Below are 13,666 nucleotides of genomic sequence, written 5' to 3' on the forward strand. Positions count from 1 at the left end.
GGGACGCTAGAACGTTACGCCGGACACCAGCGCGATATTGCAGTACGGCTGGCATTCGCCAGTGCGCACCACGGCGCGGGCATTGCGGCTCAATTGCTTGAATTGGTCATGGCTGAGCAGGCGGCGCTCACCCAGTGCAGCCTGCTCTGTGAGCGCATTTAGCGCGGTCAGCGCGGGCGGTTGCTTCAGCAGGATCTCTTCTGCCAGCACATGGCTTTCCACCTGCATTTCGCTAAGCACGATGCGCAAGGTGCTGATGAAGTCAGGGATGCCCTGAGTCAGTGCCAGATCGATCAGTTCGACGCCGGGAGGCACCGGCAGGCCGGCATCGCCGATGACCAGGATGTCGCCGTGACCCAGGGACGCGATCACGCGCGACAGTGCGATATTCAGCAAAGGTGTCTTTTTCATGCGGGCACAAAACCTTGTACGTCGTGCAGCGTAGGAATGGAAGGCTGAGCGCCGGCGCGGGTCACTGACAATGCCGCCGCCACCTGGCCAAAACGGATCGCCCGGGCTTCGCTCTGGCCCGCGGCCAGCGCGGCGGCAAAGCCACCGACAAAGGTATCGCCAGCAGCGGTGGTATCCACCGCCTTGACCTTCGGCGCCACCAGGTGCTCAAAGCTCTGGCCGTCGGCAAACAGCGCGCCCTGGGCGCCCAGGGTGATGATGACCTTACCGGCGCCCGCCTGGATCAGCGCGGTCGCGGCGACCTTGGCGCTGTCGAGGGAGTCGACCGTCACGCCACTCAGAGCGCTGGCCTCGCTTTCATTGGGGATCAGATAATCGATCGAGGCATACCAATCAGCGGGCAACGGCCCGCTTGCCGGGGCCGGGTTGAGAATGACCGTCTTGCCCAGTTCGCGCCCCCGCTGGAGCGCATACCCAACAGTCTCCATCGGCACCTCAAGCTGGCAGATGATCACGTCTGCCGCCTGCAGCACAGCGTCGCACGTTCGCAGCGACGCAGGCGTCAGCTCACCGTTGCTGCCGGCCACAATGACAATGGCGTTCTGGCTGCTGTCATCGACCACGATCAATGCCACACCGCTGGAGCCGTCCACCGTGCTGACGGCCTGGCAATCGATCCCTTCCACCAACAGCGCATCGCGCAATTGGCTGCCATAGGCGTCGGTACCGATGCATCCCACCATGGCGACACTCGCCCCCAGGCGTGCCGAGGCGACGGCCTGGTTGGCGCCCTTGCCGCCGGGCACAGTGGAGAACGTCTGGCCGATCAGGGTTTCACCGGCACGCGGCAAGCGACTGGCGCGAGTGACCAGGTCCATGTTCAAGCTGCCTATTACCACTACTTTTGCTGGCATACATCAGTACTCATCAATTCGGTTCAGCGGTATTGGGCGAACACATCAGCCAATGGCGCAGTCGACTCACGCAAAACAATACTGGGCGTCACGATACGTTGATCGATCGGCAGTTGGGGTGTTGCTATTCGTTGCAGTAACAATTCGGCCGCAGTCTCGCCCAATTGCAGGATCGACTGGCCGACCGTCGTCAGCGCGGGGTAGACGTAGCGCCCCATCTGGATGTCATCGAAACCGATGACCGACAGCTCGCCCGGCACCCGCACATTGCGCTCGGCGGCGGCGCGCAGCACGCCAAAACCAATCATATCGTTGCTGGCGAAAATCGCGCTGGGCGGGTGTTGCGATAATAACTCTACGGCTGCGGCATACCCGCCCGTGCTGGTGAAATCGCTTTCCAGGGTACGACTGGCCAACACCTCGATGCCCGCCTCGCGCAATGCACGCTGGTAACCCGCCAGGCGCATCTGCGCCACGCGGGTATGCCCAGGGCCGCCGATACAGGCGATGTCCCGGTGCCCCAGTTCAAGCAGGTGCCGGGTCGCCAGGTAAGCGCCCTCTTCGTGATCGATGCGCACCAGGTCCACATCAATCCCATCCAGCGCCCGGTCGACAATCACCATGGGCGTGCGCACTGCACTCAAGCCCGCGGCAAGGCCACTGTCATCGCCGCCCACGGATGTCACGATCAAGCCGTCGACGCGCTTTTCCAGCAACACGCGCAAGTAACTGCGCTGTTTCTCTGCGTCGTCATCCGAGTTGCAGAGGATCACGCAATAGCCATTACGCTCGCAGTAATCCTCGATACCCCGAGCCAGTTCGGCAAAATACGGGTTGAGGCTATTGGGCACCAGCAGGCCGATGGTGGCCGTGGTCTTGGCCTTGAGCGAGCGTGCGACGGCACTGGGCACGTAGTCCAACTGCTTGATCGCCGCCTCGACCTTGATGCGTACCGGCTCGCTGACTGGGCGCGTCTTGTTCACCACATGGGACACGGTGGTGTAGGAAATACCTGCAAGCGCTGCCACATCCTTGATCGTTGCCATGGTTCAGCCCCGCCGACTGGCGCGCTGGCTGCGGTAAGTATCGAGGACCACGGCAATCACGATCACGGCGCCGGTAATGATACGTTTAGTCGGTTCCGTCGCGCCGATCTGTGCCAGCCCGGCGGCCAAGACCGAAATAATCAACACCCCGAAGAACGTACTGATGACCGAGCCACGCCCGCCCATCAGGCTGGTGCCGCCGATCACCACGGCGGCGATCACTTGCAGCTCCAGGCCCGAACCGGCATTCGGGTCCGCCGCTTCCAGGCGCGAAATCTGGAACAGCGCCGCCACACCGGCCAGCAGGCCCATCAGGCTGAACACCAGAATCTTGTATGGCTTGGGGTTAATACCCGCCAGGCGCACCGCTTCTTCGTTGGTACCGATGCCGATCAGGTAACGCCCGAACACAGTACGGGTCAGCACCAACTGGGCCGCAATAATCACCAGCAGCGCAATGATGAACGACGGGGAAATACCAAAAGCAATCGGGTTGGACAGCCAGGCAAACGAGTCACCGATATAAGCGGTGCGCGAGCCCGTCATCTGGTAGGCCACGCCGCGGGCCATCTCCAGCACGCCGAGGGATACGATAAATGAGGGAATGCGCCAGGCCACCGTGATGGAACCGGTGATGGTGCCGGCCAACGCCGCGCAGCCCATGCCCAACAGGGCGGCGGGCAACACGCTCCAGCCCCAGCCCAGGATCGCCACGCTGACTGCCGAGGCTGCCAATGCCAACACCGAGCCCACGGACAGGTCGATGCCGCCAATGATCAGGATGAAGGTCATGCCCACCGCGAGCACCATCAGGTCAGGAATCTGGTTGGCCAGGGTGCTGAAGGTGTCATAGGACAGGAAGTGATCGCTGAGCACCGAGAACAGCGCAATCATTGCCAGCAAGGCACCTGCCAGCCCCAGGTAAGTACCCAGGCCATAGAAGTTGCCGCCAGTTTTACCGGGGGAAATGCTTGTTTTCATGGGGTATTCCTAGGCGCGGCTTCGTTGAGCAGCGCATCACGTTTCTGATAGCCGGCAAAGGCGGCGGCGAGCAATTCGTCCTGGGTCCAGCTGTCACGCTCGAAGGTCTCGATCAGCCGCCCGGCGGACAACACACCGATGCGGTCACAGATCAGCATCAGCTCACGCAGGTCACTGGACACCACTACCAGCGCTTTGCCCTGACGGGTCAATTCACCGAGCAAAGCGTAGATGTCGAACTTGGCACCGACGTCGATACCACGGGTGGGCTCATCGAACAGCATCACCGCGCAATCGCGCTCCAGCCAGCGGCCAATCACCACCTTCTGCTGGTTACCACCCGACAGCTCGGACACCAGTTGCGTCGGGCTGGAACTGCGGATACGCATGGCGTCGATCTGGCGCTTGGCCAGAGCGGTTTCGTTGCGACTGTTGACGACGCCACCGCCGGAAATTTCCGGCATGTTGCCCAGGGCGATGTTGGCGCTGATGGATTGGGTCAGCAGCAGGCCCTCACCCTTGCGGTCTTCGGTGATCAAGGCAATACCATGACCGACCGCGTCCACCGGCGAGCGAATGCTCACCACCTTGGCCGGCGAACCCAAGGCCACGGTGCCGCTGTCGGCCGGATCGGCGCCGAAGATCAGGCGCAGCAACTCGGTGCGGCCGGCGCCGATCAGGCCGGAAATGCCATAGATTTCACCGGCGCGCACTTCAAAGGACACATCGCGGACCTTGTCCGAACGGGTCAGGCCCTTCACCGTCAAGGCCGGGCCTCCGATGGTGCGCGGGCCCAAATCGATGTGTTCACCCAGTTCGCGACCGACCATCAAGGTCACCAACTGCTCACTGTTGTAATTGGCCATCGGCTCGACGCAGACCAGCTTGCCGTCGCGCAATACCGCAATGCGCTGGGCGACACGGGCCAACTCTTCGAGCCGGTGAGAAATATAAATGATCGCCACGCCTCGAGCCTGCAGGCGCGTGACTTGTTCGAACAGCATCTCGACTTCACGAGCAGTAAGCATCGCCGTGGGCTCGTCGAGGATCAGTACATGGCAGTCGCCGATCAGGTTACGGGCGATCTCGACCATTTGCTGGTGACCGATGCCCAGGCTGCCCACCAGCGTGTCCGGGTCGATCGCGTCCAGGCCGACTTGGGCCATGGCTTCGATCGCGGCTTTGCGCAGTTGTTTGCGGCTGATCCAGCCACAGCGGCTCGGCAGGTTATCCAGGAATAGGTTCTCAGCCACGGTCAGCGTCGGCAGCAGGTTGAGTTCCTGCATGACCATGCGCACGCCCAAGGCTTCGGCCTGGGTGCGGCTGGCGGGGCGGTAATCCTGACCATTGAATTGCATGTGCCCGGTAGTGGGCGTGACCAAGCCACCGATGATCTTCGACAAGGTGCTTTTGCCTGCGCCGTTCTCACCGGTCAGCGCCAACACTTCCCCGCGATTGAGCGTCAGGGTGATGTCGGACAGAACCGGTTGGGCATAGGTCTTACCGATACCGCTGACCGAGAGGACAGCGTTCGGGGCGGAAGATGACATAGGAAAATCTCCAGGCGCCCGCTCAGGACGAGCAGGCGCTGTTGGGTACTGCCAGGATTACTGCTTGATGACGAGCTCGACCGGGGTTTCGATCACGCCATCTTTGGCATCGACTTTCTCACCCTTGACCAGCTTCAGCGCGTTCTGGATACCAAACACGGCTTGCTGGGCAGCGGCCTGGTCAGCGGTGGCCAACACACGACCGTCCTTGAGCATTGGTTTGATCGCGTCAATGTTGTCATAACCCACAACCAGCACCTTGCCGGCCTTGCCTGCCGCACGCACGGCGGAAACAGCGCCCAGGGCCATGTTGTCGTTACCGGCCAACAGCGCCTTGATATCCGGTGTTTCGCTCAGCATCGCTGCCGCGATCTTGTTGCCTTGGTCGATTTCCCAGTTACCGGATTGGGTGGAAACAATCTTCATGCCTGCCGCGTCCATCGCATCCTTGAAGCCTGCGGTGCGCTGCTGGGCATTGGTGGTAGTGGGTACGCCCTCGATGATGCCGACCTTGTCACCGGCGGCCAGTTGCTTGGCCAGGTAGTCGCCCACCAGCTTGGAGCCTTTGCGGTTATCCGGGCCTACGAACGGGATATTGAGGTTTTTGCTTTTGAGTACTTCCGGGTCCAGGCGGTTGTCGATGTTGACGACTTTGATACCGGCATCGGAAGCTTTCTTCAGCACACTGGCGAGTGCCTTGGAGTCGGCGGGAGCGATGACAAGCGCATCGACCTTGGCGTTGATCATTTCGTTGACAATGGCGATCTGCGCGCTGGTATCGGTTTCGTTCTTGATGCCGTTGGAGATCAACTTGAATTCTGTTGGGTGCGCTTTCTGGTAGTCCTTCGCACCGTCGGTCATGGTGACGAAAAACTCATTGGCAAGGGACTTCATCACCAAACCCACGGTAGGCGTTTTGGCAGCGTCATCGGCAAATGCAGAAGAGAGAGGCAAAGCGGCGGATGCGGCAGCAAGCACAGCAACAGCAAGAAGACGTCCAGCAAATGGCAGCTTCATGGGTTCACTCCGATCTTATGATTATTGTGAGCAACGCTTGCACCGAAGACCCCTTCGGCAGCCCTCCCACTTGGGCGGCTGATACGAGCTGTCACGATGTGCCAAGGGCGCAGTGAAACATCTCGCAAACGTTTGCGTTGAGTAAACTATGAGAACCTTGTCGAGATTTGTCAACGGTAGCAGCAAGGCTTTCATGGACGCCCTCCAGGCCCTCCCTTCAGCTATCGGCCGCTGATACGTTTAAGCAAGCTCGCCCTCTCTGACCTTCGCTGAAACGACAGCCTGGGTGGCGAATGATCACGCAGGGTGCCTGGACAAATCGTGAACGCTTTTCGGACAACCGAACACCACAGCCCTTCTCGTTCGGAAAGCCGGACAGCACCGCCCCCCACCAAACCGAAATCTTGCTTTAAGTTGTTTTAAATCAATAAGTTAATTTAAAAAAACCAACATACTCAGCCTGGTACAAATCCTGCTCTTTCTCAGCACCTCGCGGCGTTCAGAACCGCCCGGGTGTTCTAGATGAACCTGCTACAGCACTCATCAAAAACCAGAGAGAAAAATAATGAAATCTGCATTGAAGAACGTTATTCCGGGCGCCCTGGCCCTTCTGCTGCTGTTCCCCGTTGCCGCCCAGGCAAAGGAAGTTGAAAGCAAGACCAAACTGTCCAACGTGGTCATCCTCGCCACCGGCGGCACCATCGCTGGCGCCGGCGCCAGCGCGGCCAACAGCGCCACCTACCAGGCAGCCAAAGTCGGCATCGAACAACTGATCGCCGGCGTTCCTGAGCTTAGCCAGATCGCCAATGTTCGCGGCGAACAAGTAATGCAAATTGCGTCGGAAAGCATCAATAACGAAAACCTGCTGCAATTGGGTCGCCGTGTCGCCGAATTGGCCGACAGCAAGGACGTGGATGGCATCGTGATCACCCACGGCACCGACACCCTTGAAGAAACCGCCTACTTCCTGAACCTTGTGGAAAAAACCGACAAGCCTATCGTGGTCGTCGGCTCCATGCGCCCAGGCACCGCGATGTCGGCAGACGGCATGCTCAACCTGTACAACGCCGTTGCGGTCGCAGGCAGCAAGGAAGCCCGCGGCAAAGGCGTGCTGGTGACCATGAACGACGAGATCCAATCGGGTCGCGACGTCAGCAAGATGATCAACATCAAAACCGAAGCCTTCAAGAGCCCATGGGGGCCAATGGGCATGGTCGTTGAAGGCAAATCCTACTGGTTCCGCCTGCCGGCCAAGCGTCACACCATGGATTCTGAGTTCGACATCAAGACCATCAAAAGCCTGCCTGACGTTGAAATTGCCTACGGCTACGGCAACGTGAGCGACACCGCTTACAAAGCATTGGCCCAAGCGGGCGCCAAAGCGATCATTCACGCCGGTACCGGCAATGGCTCGGTATCGTCCAAGGTCGTTCCAGCATTGGTGGAATTGCGCAAGCAAGGCGTGCAGATCATTCGTTCTTCCCACGTCAACGCCGGTGGCATGGTTCTGCGTAACGCCGAACAGCCAGACGACAAATACGACTGGGTCGCCGCCCTTGACCTGAACCCGCAGAAAGCCCGCATCCTGGCCATGGTCGCACTGACCAAGACCCAGGACAGCAAGGAACTGCAACGGATCTTCTGGGAATACTGATCCCTGCTGATTCACCTGTAGATGCTTTTGTGGCGAGGGAGCTTGCTCCCTCGCCATATTCAACCCCTCTCCCCCCGCACCTCAACAAACTTCCTGATTCGCTGTCAGACGAACTTCTTGAAATTTAAGCAGTTGCGAAATTGCCTACAGTTAAATACTGTATGTGCGTACAGCCAATTAAGGAATGTTCTGTGGCAAAGCCCTCTTCCGCAGCCCCTGCATCGCCTGACGCCTACCAGCGCCTGGCTATCCGCGTGCAAAAAATCATCAATTCGACCAACGCCCAAAAAGCCAAGGCAGCGTTGATCTTCCGTTTACCCGATGAACCGGAGACCGATTGGCAACGTTTACTGGAAGAGATTTCGGAAAACGACAACGTCACCCTCGCCTATCGAGATGACGGTGGCGTGCAGATTTTCTGGGTTGTGCCGAAGGAAGATTGATTCAATGAGTGCCCGTTTTATTGCTGTGTGCTGTCTGTTTTTAACCGTCACCGCCAACGCCCAAGCCCCTCGAACCTTCAGCGAAGCCAAGAAAATCGCCTGGAAGCTCTACGCGCCGCAATCCACCGAATTTTATTGCGGCTGCAAATACACCGGTAACCGGGTCAACCTGAAAGCCTGCGGTTACATCCCCCGCAAAAACGCCAACCGCGCCGCGCGCATTGAGTGGGAACACATCGTACCGGCCTGGCAAATCGGGCATCTGCGCCAATGCTGGCAAAATGGCGGGCGAAAAAACTGCACGCGCCATGATGAGGTGTTCAAGCGCGCCGAGGCAGACCTGCACAATCTGGTGCCGAGCATCGGCGAAGTGAATGGCGACCGTAACAACTTCAGCTTTGGCTGGCTGCCGGTGCAAAGCGGGCAGTACGGCTCATGCCTGACCCAGGTGGACTTCAAGGCAAAGAAAGTCATGCCGCGCCCGTCCATTCGCGGAATGATCGCACGTACGTATTTTTATATGAGCAAGCAATACGGCCTACGCCTGTCGAAGCAGGACCGGCAATTGTATGAAGCCTGGAACAAGACCTATCCGGTGCAAATCTGGGAGCGCCAGCGCAACCAGACCGTGGCTTGCGTGATGGGGCGCGGCAATGAGTTCGTCGGCCCGGTCAACCTGAAGGCCTGCGGCTGAACGTGGGCGGGGCTGCCCGCCCACCTGGCCTGCTGCTACTGCGCAGCCTTGTGTTCGGTGATCTCCGACACGGTGTCGTTTTTCTTGGCCCGTGCCATTTTTTCGTTTAGCAGCGCCTGCTTGGCTTCGGCCTCGGCTTTGGTCGCGAACGGCCCCAATAGCACCTCATCCTTGCCGTCGACTTTGACGATATAGAAATTGAAGCCGTGTTCCAGCAACCAGGCGGTCAGGTCGGTGATCGCCTGCAGCTTGTGGTCCGGCGGGCCGACCCGTATATCCCACTCCTGAGCGGCAATCGCACCGGTTTGCGGCAGGCTTTCGGTCACGGCAGGCTTGGCCTTGGGGGCATCGACCGACTTACCTTCACCGCATCCGGCCAACGCCAACACCACAATTGCCATCGCTACTTTACGCACTGCCCTGCTCCTTTGAGGATCAAAGAGGCAACTTTACCATTCACTGTCTATTCTGGCCGTCATAAACGTTGGCTTAAACAATGCGAATCATGTATCGCGACCTGTATGATACCGCCATGGGAATTAATGTCGCCTCTATGCGTCCTAGAAAGAGGCAGTCACAGGGAAGCGCTTCGCAGTAAGCTACACACATCCGACACCTACCCTGTCTGAAACATGTGTCCTTAAAAGTAATTCAAGGAGAAGTCCATGCTTATACTCACCCGCAAAGTCGGTGAAAGCATAAACATCGGTGATGACATTACGATCACCATCCTGGGCGTTAGCGGCCAGCAAGTACGAATCGGCATCAACGCCCCTAAGGATGTTGCCGTGCATCGCGAGGAGATTTACCAGCGTATCCAGGCCGGCCTGACTGCACCCGATAAAAACCAGACGCCTTGAAACGCCTCCAGTAGCCAGCCTTTTCGTTCACTGTAACGGCTGGCGAAAACCCAATTGGCCTGCTCGCGTTTCCCCGCGTGACCAGCGCGCCTTGAGCTTTCCCTTCGCTGCAAGATGAAACTGTCAGGGTATCCGGAACTTGTCGCGCTATTGGCAGCCCAATTTCTGACACTTTATCCTGCCATCCGAGTGCATTTCAGGAACACGTCGATGAGGCCAGCCGCGTCGCAATCCCTTGTTTCCAGATCCTGGATGATTGCCCTGTTGATAGGGCTGACCTTCGTGGCACTCGGGTGTGGCCTGAGAATGGAAGTTGAAGGGGCCGATCCCGACACCCATTCCTGGGTGGATCTGGCGCTTCTACTCTGTGGCTACCTGCTTGTGTTCTGCCTCAAGCCCATCCAGAAGGTGATCTTGCGCAAGCTGTGTCAGCGCGCCGCTCATCGCGCCCATGAAAAAGCCGCACGCTGAGGGCGTTTAGCGGTTATCGGATCGCCGGTATTTACACCGCCGCACCACCACCTATCATTGGGCTTGCGTTGCGCAGCTAATCAAAGGTGCAAAAGCAGATGGACACCCTCAACAAATCCCAAATCGAAAAAGCCTTGGCAGAACGCCTGCCGAGCTACAGGGTTGAGTGCACGCTGCATGCCGACGGCACCCTGTCAGCCGTGCTCAGCGGCCCAGAGACCGATCACTTCGCGATTACCGGCATCGTGCGTGCGCACTATCACGGTACAGAGGCCATCAACCAGCTCGCCACCGAGATACTCAGGGAAATGGTAATGTCGCGCCAAGGCATGAAAAATAGCCGGTTGCAGGCGCTATCAGACTCCCTCGACTGCCTGGAAGGCCGAGACCGGTAACGGACTTAAGGACAGCAAGCCATCAGCCCCACGCTCGGCTTTCAACGCACTATATTCCTCGATGCAAGCATGGGCAGTCACCATCGGCGCCATGTGTGTCGAGGTCACCACCATGATATCCGCCCCCGCCGCTTCCCCAGCCTGAATGCCCACTGTGGCGTCCTCGAACACCAGGCAGTCTTGCACCGGCACGCCCAGGCGCTGGGCACCCAGCACATAACAGGCCGGATCGGGCTTGCCCGTCTTTACATCTTCGGCTGTCACCAGTACCGCCGGCACCGGAATGCCCGCCGCTTGCAGCCGGCGCACGGCCAACGCTTTTGGCGCAGAGGTGACCAACGCCCATTGATCGACGGGCAGGCTGGCCAAAAACGCCACCGCGCCGGGAACTGCCACGATGCCTTCGACATCGTCCAGCTCAGCCTCGGTGATCCATTGGGCTTCTACCTGTGGATCGACACCCGGCAACGCCTGGCGGGTGATCGTATCAATTGCGCGGGCACCATGAATGGTGTGCAGGAACGCTTCCACATCCAAGCCATGCCGTGCAGCCCAGATGCCCCACACGCGCTCCGCAGCCGCAATGGAGTTGAGCAGGGTCCCGTCCATATCGAACAGAAAGGCGCGGTAACGCCGGGTAAATACGTTTGGAGTTGGGCTGGACACTGCGCGGCTTCCTCATGGGCTGGGCCCCTGCAATCTACGGATCACCTTGACGCTTGTAAACGCCGAGATCTGGCCCGTCAGTTCCGAGGCAAAAATGACGAACTTGTCATGATCCTGTTGGTTGGCTGTTGGGGTCGCCTGGTTACCGTGAGCTCACTACCCACCCGGAACGTGAGACACCACCATGAAACTGATTGCCCTGGGCTTCGCCGCTTTGCTCGTCACTGGCTCGGTATTCGCTGCCGACGCCGCCCCTGCCGCCAACGTGATCCATGACAAGACCGGCTTCTTCGTGCACCTGGATGTCGCCAAGGTGCTGTCGAGCACCGACACCTACGGCCAATGCGGGGTTGTGCCGGCGCAACTGCGCTACCTGGACCACCAAGACCGCGAACATGTGCTGGATTACCAAGTCCAGGGCACCGGTTGCGCCAATGACAATTGATCGGGCTACACTGGCGCAACTTATTGAAGCAGAGCACTTCCCATGAACATCCTTGTAGTCGAAGACGAACCCAAGGCCGGCAATTATCTGCTCAATGGCCTGCAGGAACTGGGGCATTGTGTGAGCCTGGCCCGCGATGGCGTGGACGGTTTGCACCAGGCCCTTGAAACGCCCTTCGACGTGATCGTACTCGACGTGATGATGCCGAAAATGGATGGCTGGGAAGTGCTGCGTCGCCTGCGCAAAGAGGCCGATACGCCGGTGCTGTTCCTCACCGCCCGCGATGACATCGCCGACCGCATCAAAGGCCTTGAACTGGGTGCCGATGACTACCTGATCAAGCCCTTTTCGTTCGCCGAACTGGTGGCGCGCCTGCGTACCCTCAACCGTCGTGGCCCGAGCCGGGATGAAGAGCAACTGCACATCGCCGACCTGCACATTGACGTACTCAAACGTCGGGTCACCCGCGCCGGCACGCGCATTACCCTGACCAACAAAGAGTTCGCCCTTCTGCACCTGTTTGCCACGCACCAGGACCAAGTGCTGTCCCGCTCGCTGATTGCTTCGCGGGTATGGGACATGAACTTCGACAGCGACACTAATGTGGTGGATGTCGCCGTGCGCCGCCTGCGCCTGAAAATCGACGACCCGTTCCAGCTCAAGCTGATCCACAGCGTGCGGGGCATTGGCTACCGCTTCGATACCCAGCCATGAGCCGCCAGCACCCTTACTCCCTGACCCTGCGCCTGGCATTGATCTTCGCCCTGCTCGCCTTCGCCCTGCTGGCAACCCTGGGCGTGGCGCTGTACCGGGAGCTGGAGCGCGAACTGATCCGCCGCGATGACGCCGCGCTGATATCCCGGGTGGACCAGTTACGCAACCTGCTCAACGACAGCAATACCTTGGACTTGATCAAGACCAAGCCAGAGCTGTTCCAGAACATGTTGGGCAACCGCGAATCGGTGCTGAGTATCGCCGCACCCGGCCAGCAGCCGCTGCTGCTGGTAAACCCGGGAAATATTGAGTTGCCGTCGATCCAGCCGCTGCCCAAGGATCACCGGCTCATATTGAGCGACGTGCAACATTTGCCAGGCCTGAACGGTATTCCCTTCTCGCTGGTGGCCGTGGCTATCGACTCCGGCGACCTGGGCAGCCTGCAAATCACCAGCGGCCGCCTGATGACCGAGCGCACCGCGGTGCTCGCCAGTTATCGACTCAGCGTATACATCCTGGCGAGTATCGCCGCGATCATCCTGGCGCTGGTGGGTTACCTGCTGGTTCATCGCGGCTTGCTGCCGTTGCGCCGCCTGGCCCGGCATGCCCAAGGGATCGGCGTCAGCAACCTGGCCGAGCGCCTCGACAGCCAAGGCGCGCCGAAAGAATTGCTGCCCATGATCGACTCGTTCAACACCATGCTCGAACGCCTGGCCAAAGGCTTTGTACAACTGGGCCAAGTGTCCACCGATATGGCCCATGAACTGCGCACCCCGATCAACAACCTGCTCGGCGAAACCCAGGTGGCCCTGCAGCAGCAGCGCAGCATCGAGAGCTACCAGCAACTGCTGGCCTCCAATGTCGAAGAGCTGGAGCGCCTGGCGCGGATGCTCGACAACATGCTGTTCCTGGCCCGCACCGACCCCGCCAGCGCACTGCGCCAACGCCAGGCGCTGGACGCGGCGGATGAAGTGGAACGCATCGCGGATTACTTCGAGGGGCTGGCCGGTGATGTGGACATGCACATCACGGCCTTGGGCGAAGGGGTGATCTGGGCTGAACCGATGCTGCTGCGCCGTGCCTTGGCCAACCTGTGTGCCAACGCCATCAAGTATGGCGCGCCGGGCTCGGAGCTGAGTATCCAGGCAGTGCCGGATGGCGCGGGCATCAACCTGAAAGTCAGCAACCAAGGCCAGACGATCCCGGCTGAGCACCTGCCGCGGCTGTTCGAACGGTTCTACCGGGTGGATGAATCCCGCGAGCGGTCATCCCAGTCCAACGGCCTGGGGCTCTCGATCGTGGCGACCATCATGCAACTGCATAACGGGCGGTACCGTGTAAGCAGTGAAGATGGCGTGACCTGTTTTGAGTTGTTTTTCCCCGGCCGTGAAGCCTGAGGGCGCGG

At 59.6% G+C, this 13,666-nt stretch carries 17 protein-coding genes; 9 read left to right on the forward strand and 8 right to left on the reverse strand.

All coding sequences use genetic code 11. The features are described 5' to 3' along the window. Positions 1 to 6: 6 nt before the first annotated feature. Genes rbsD through MHH62_RS14330 form a run of 6 tightly spaced genes read right to left on the reverse strand, consistent with a single transcriptional unit; the run spans position 7 to position 5,919 of the window. Positions 7 to 411, reverse strand: a complete 405-nt coding sequence (gene rbsD / locus MHH62_RS14305; RefSeq protein WP_019820905.1) for a D-ribose pyranase — start codon at positions 409 to 411, stop codon at positions 7 to 9. Beyond that, positions 408 to 1,325 carry a ribokinase gene (rbsK, locus tag MHH62_RS14310; RefSeq protein ID WP_019820904.1) on the reverse strand — a complete coding sequence of 306 codons (918 nt, stop codon included), beginning with the start codon at positions 1,323 to 1,325 and terminating at the stop codon, positions 408 to 410. Before rbsK ends, rbsD begins: the two co-directional genes overlap by 4 nt. Positions 1,326 to 1,348: 23 nt before the next feature. Next, the gene (locus tag MHH62_RS14315; protein ID WP_014719128.1) at positions 1,349 to 2,371 is read right to left on the reverse strand and encodes a LacI family DNA-binding transcriptional regulator; all 1,023 of its coding nucleotides are present in this window, start codon (positions 2,369 to 2,371) and stop codon (positions 1,349 to 1,351) included. 3 nt (positions 2,372 to 2,374) lie between these two features. Next, a complete protein-coding gene (locus tag MHH62_RS14320; protein ID WP_003192502.1) occupies positions 2,375 to 3,352 on the reverse strand; it encodes an ABC transporter permease in 978 nt (325 codons plus the stop codon). Then, on the reverse strand, positions 3,349 to 4,902 hold the full coding sequence (locus MHH62_RS14325; RefSeq protein WP_339231179.1) for a sugar ABC transporter ATP-binding protein: 1,554 nt from the start codon (positions 4,900 to 4,902) through the stop codon (positions 3,349 to 3,351). The genes MHH62_RS14320 and MHH62_RS14325 overlap by 4 nt, the downstream gene beginning before the upstream one ends. A gap of 57 nt (positions 4,903 to 4,959) precedes the next feature. Beyond that, positions 4,960 to 5,919 carry a sugar ABC transporter substrate-binding protein gene (locus tag MHH62_RS14330; protein ID WP_014719130.1) on the reverse strand — a complete coding sequence of 320 codons (960 nt, stop codon included), beginning with the start codon at positions 5,917 to 5,919 and terminating at the stop codon, positions 4,960 to 4,962. 565 nt (positions 5,920 to 6,484) lie between these two features. Here MHH62_RS14330 and MHH62_RS14335 point away from each other — a divergent pair. The 3 genes from MHH62_RS14335 (at position 6,485) to MHH62_RS14345 (ending at position 8,710) form a co-directional block, all read left to right on the forward strand. Continuing rightward, positions 6,485 to 7,573: an asparaginase gene (locus tag MHH62_RS14335; protein ID WP_019820900.1), complete on the forward strand. Its 1,089-nt coding sequence runs from the start codon at positions 6,485 to 6,487 to the stop codon at positions 7,571 to 7,573. Between the two features lie 191 nt (positions 7,574 to 7,764). Next, positions 7,765 to 8,016, forward strand: a complete 252-nt coding sequence (locus MHH62_RS14340; protein ID WP_014719132.1) for a DUF1654 domain-containing protein — start codon at positions 7,765 to 7,767, stop codon at positions 8,014 to 8,016. A gap of 4 nt (positions 8,017 to 8,020) precedes the next feature. Beyond that, positions 8,021 to 8,710 (forward strand): endonuclease I family protein, encoded by a 690-nt coding sequence (locus MHH62_RS14345; RefSeq protein ID WP_019820898.1) that lies wholly within the window; start codon positions 8,021 to 8,023, stop codon positions 8,708 to 8,710. Positions 8,711 to 8,745: 35 nt separating this feature from the next. Here the strand turns inward: MHH62_RS14345 and MHH62_RS14350 are convergent, their stop codons facing one another. Beyond that, positions 8,746 to 9,111, reverse strand: a complete 366-nt coding sequence (locus MHH62_RS14350) for an SPOR domain-containing protein (RefSeq protein ID WP_165901700.1) — start codon at positions 9,109 to 9,111, stop codon at positions 8,746 to 8,748. Positions 9,112 to 9,375: 264 nt separating this feature from the next. Between MHH62_RS14350 and csrA the strand changes: the two genes are divergently transcribed. The 3 genes from csrA (at position 9,376) to MHH62_RS14365 (ending at position 10,436) form a co-directional block, all read left to right on the forward strand. After that, complete coding sequence (gene csrA, locus MHH62_RS14355) at positions 9,376 to 9,570, forward strand: carbon storage regulator CsrA (RefSeq protein ID WP_003192511.1); 195 nt, start codon at positions 9,376 to 9,378, stop codon at positions 9,568 to 9,570. Between the two features lie 210 nt (positions 9,571 to 9,780). Next, positions 9,781 to 10,041, forward strand: a complete 261-nt coding sequence (locus MHH62_RS14360; protein WP_014719135.1) for a hypothetical protein — start codon at positions 9,781 to 9,783, stop codon at positions 10,039 to 10,041. A gap of 98 nt (positions 10,042 to 10,139) precedes the next feature. Then, on the forward strand, positions 10,140 to 10,436 hold the full coding sequence (locus tag MHH62_RS14365) for a hypothetical protein (protein ID WP_014719136.1): 297 nt from the start codon (positions 10,140 to 10,142) through the stop codon (positions 10,434 to 10,436). Here the strand turns inward: MHH62_RS14365 and MHH62_RS14370 are convergent. After that, on the reverse strand, positions 10,398 to 11,102 hold the full coding sequence (locus tag MHH62_RS14370) for an HAD family hydrolase (RefSeq protein WP_014719137.1): 705 nt from the start codon (positions 11,100 to 11,102) through the stop codon (positions 10,398 to 10,400). The genes MHH62_RS14365 and MHH62_RS14370 overlap by 39 nt on opposite strands. Before the next feature lie 184 nt (positions 11,103 to 11,286). Here MHH62_RS14370 and MHH62_RS14375 point away from each other — a divergent pair, with 184 nt between their 5' ends. The 3 genes from MHH62_RS14375 to MHH62_RS14385 are packed head-to-tail and all read left to right on the forward strand — an operon-like array spanning position 11,287 to position 13,658. Next, positions 11,287 to 11,547 carry a DUF2790 domain-containing protein gene (locus tag MHH62_RS14375; RefSeq protein ID WP_014719138.1) on the forward strand — a complete coding sequence of 87 codons (261 nt, stop codon included), beginning with the start codon at positions 11,287 to 11,289 and terminating at the stop codon, positions 11,545 to 11,547. 42 nt (positions 11,548 to 11,589) lie between these two features. Continuing rightward, a complete protein-coding gene (locus MHH62_RS14380; protein ID WP_003192516.1) occupies positions 11,590 to 12,261 on the forward strand; it encodes a heavy metal response regulator transcription factor in 672 nt (223 codons plus the stop codon). Next, entirely contained in the window at positions 12,258 to 13,658 is a 1,401-nt protein-coding gene (locus MHH62_RS14385; RefSeq protein WP_339231181.1) for a heavy metal sensor histidine kinase, read from the forward strand. Before MHH62_RS14380 ends, MHH62_RS14385 begins: the two co-directional genes overlap by 4 nt. The last annotated feature ends 8 nt before the right edge of the window (positions 13,659 to 13,666 follow it).

It is taken from the genome of Pseudomonas sp. FSL L8-0168 (assembly GCF_037976155.1).
Lineage (GTDB): Bacteria > Pseudomonadota > Gammaproteobacteria > Pseudomonadales > Pseudomonadaceae > Aquipseudomonas > Aquipseudomonas paracarnis.

Coding starts and splice junctions, on each gene's coding strand:
- rbsD (WP_019820905.1), bottom strand. CDS start 411: ATGAAAAAGACACCTTTGCTGAATATCGCACTGTCGCGCGTGATCGCG.
- rbsK (WP_019820904.1), bottom strand. CDS start 1,325: ATGCCAGCAAAAGTAGTGGTAATAGGCAGCTTGAACATGGACCTGGTC.
- MHH62_RS14315 (WP_014719128.1), bottom strand. CDS start 2,371: ATGGCAACGATCAAGGATGTGGCAGCGCTTGCAGGTATTTCCTACACC.
- MHH62_RS14320 (WP_003192502.1), bottom strand. CDS start 3,352: ATGAAAACAAGCATTTCCCCCGGTAAAACTGGCGGCAACTTCTATGGC.
- MHH62_RS14325 (WP_339231179.1), bottom strand. CDS start 4,902: ATGTCATCTTCCGCCCCGAACGCTGTCCTCTCGGTCAGCGGTATCGGT.
- MHH62_RS14330 (WP_014719130.1), bottom strand. CDS start 5,919: ATGAAGCTGCCATTTGCTGGACGTCTTCTTGCTGTTGCTGTGCTTGCT.
- MHH62_RS14335 (WP_019820900.1), top strand. CDS start 6,485: ATGAAATCTGCATTGAAGAACGTTATTCCGGGCGCCCTGGCCCTTCTG.
- MHH62_RS14345 (WP_019820898.1), top strand. CDS start 8,021: ATGAGTGCCCGTTTTATTGCTGTGTGCTGTCTGTTTTTAACCGTCACC.
- MHH62_RS14350 (WP_165901700.1), bottom strand. CDS start 9,111: ATGGCAATTGTGGTGTTGGCGTTGGCCGGATGCGGTGAAGGTAAGTCG.
- csrA (WP_003192511.1), top strand. CDS start 9,376: ATGCTTATACTCACCCGCAAAGTCGGTGAAAGCATAAACATCGGTGAT.
- MHH62_RS14360 (WP_014719135.1), top strand. CDS start 9,781: ATGAGGCCAGCCGCGTCGCAATCCCTTGTTTCCAGATCCTGGATGATT.
- MHH62_RS14365 (WP_014719136.1), top strand. CDS start 10,140: ATGGACACCCTCAACAAATCCCAAATCGAAAAAGCCTTGGCAGAACGC.
- MHH62_RS14375 (WP_014719138.1), top strand. CDS start 11,287: ATGAAACTGATTGCCCTGGGCTTCGCCGCTTTGCTCGTCACTGGCTCG.
- MHH62_RS14380 (WP_003192516.1), top strand. CDS start 11,590: ATGAACATCCTTGTAGTCGAAGACGAACCCAAGGCCGGCAATTATCTG.
- MHH62_RS14385 (WP_339231181.1), top strand. CDS start 12,258: ATGAGCCGCCAGCACCCTTACTCCCTGACCCTGCGCCTGGCATTGATC.